At 44.7% G+C, this 1511-nt stretch carries 1 protein-coding gene; it reads right to left on the bottom strand.

Annotated features, from left to right (window positions below; translation table 11 throughout):
• Window positions 1–97 precede the first annotated feature (97 nt).
• Window positions 98–1252 (bottom strand): alanine racemase, encoded by a 1155-nt coding sequence (gene alr, locus CE058_RS18815; protein ID WP_163144747.1) that lies wholly within the window; start codon window positions 1250–1252, stop codon window positions 98–100.
• Window positions 1253–1511 lie beyond the last annotated feature (259 nt).

Genomic DNA, 1511 nt, shown 5'->3' with positions numbered 1-1511 from the left:
GGCGCTGGAGCTAGACAGTTAACTAACTTCAAAATTTATCATTGTTATCTTTTTAGAAAAGCGGAAGCGCTTCTTAACAACAATTAATTTTTTCCGATTATAACAGATAATTAATTCCCCCGATAATTTTACCATCTCTTTTATATATGCGCGGAACCCGGGAAGATACCATGCAGGTAACTTCATAGTTGATGGTTTCAAGCTTTTCCGCGATTTCGTCCACCGAAATTTTTTCTTTCCCCTGCTCGCCGATCAGGGTTACCTTTGTTCCTACGGGCATTTGATGAGGTATCTTAATCATGCATTGATCCATGCATATCCTTCCAACAATTGGAACTCTCGATCCTTCAGCAAGTACCTCCTGTCCCTGAAGCTTTCGGATCCAGCCATCCGCATAGCCAATCGGCAATGTCGCAATCCATTCATCTTCTTGCGCTTCATAAGTCGCCCCATAACTGACTTTCTCGCCTTTATGAAGTTTTTTCACATGAACAATAGTGGTGTGAAGAGAAAAAGCCTCTTTCAGCTCGAATGGAAGTACATGCTTAATTTCCATGGATGGAGTCAGTCCGTACATGCTGATCCCCATTCTGACAGCATTTAAATGCGCTTTTGGAAACCTGAGGCCTGCCGCACTGTTGCTGGTATGGACATACTTCGGCAATACCTCCAGCCAGCCGATCATTTCTTCAAACCTGTCCAGTTGCGTTTCGAAGTAGGCATTGTCTAATGAATCCGCTGTGGCAAAATGCGTAAATACCCCTTCAAGCAGAAAACGCTTGTCCTTTTTGATAACGCTCTCAATTCCCGCAAGCTCATCCCGGCTCCGAATCCCCAGGCGTCCCATCCCGGTATCAAGCTTTAAATGAATATTTAGTGTTCCATCTTCTACATATTCAGCTGCTTTTACCAGCCATTCCTGCTGAAAAACAGTGAGGGAGATATTATTTGATGCTGCCTCGCCTGCGTGCTCCGGACGGCTCGCTCCCATTACTAAAATTGGCGCTTCAATTTTTTTCATTCTCAATGCGATTGCCTCATCCAGGGTCGCAACCGCCAGGGAGGATGCGCCGGCTTCAAGTGCTGCCTTTGCTACAGCTGCATCTCCATGCCCATACCCATTTGCCTTTACAACCGCAATGATTTTTGCCCCTTCTTTTACATGTTTTTTCATAGACTCTACATTATATGAAATATGGTCCAGATTTATTTCTGCCCAAGTGTCCCGATACATTTTTGTCTGTTCATTCATCGATGTATTCACGTCCTTTAGCCATTGCTTTATACAAGTCGATTATCAAACTCGGCAGATGGTTTGTCAAATGGATATTTTTTAGTTTGGGTTTACTTACTTCGGTGTCGGGTCCGAGAGCCCGGGCTTTATTCGGACTCAGATTGCGGAAATCCATGGTACTGGGTCCGAATCTGGATCTACTTCGGACTTGAATTGCGGAAATCCCGGGCGTTGAGTCCGAACCTAGACCTTCTTCGGACTCAGATTGTGGAAATCC

It is taken from the genome of Bacillus sp. 22-7, from assembly GCF_010628845.1.
Lineage (GTDB): Bacteria > Bacillota > Bacilli > Bacillales > Cytobacillaceae > Cytobacillus > Cytobacillus firmus_B.
Note: the sequence above shows the minus strand (reverse complement) of the source record. Positions and strands in the feature narration are given on the sequence as shown.

Bases quoted from the DNA above. Each gene is read 5' to 3' on its own strand.
- alr (WP_163144747.1), bottom strand. From the start codon at position 1,252: ATGAATGAACAGACAAAAATGTATCGGGACACTTGGGCAGAAATAAAT.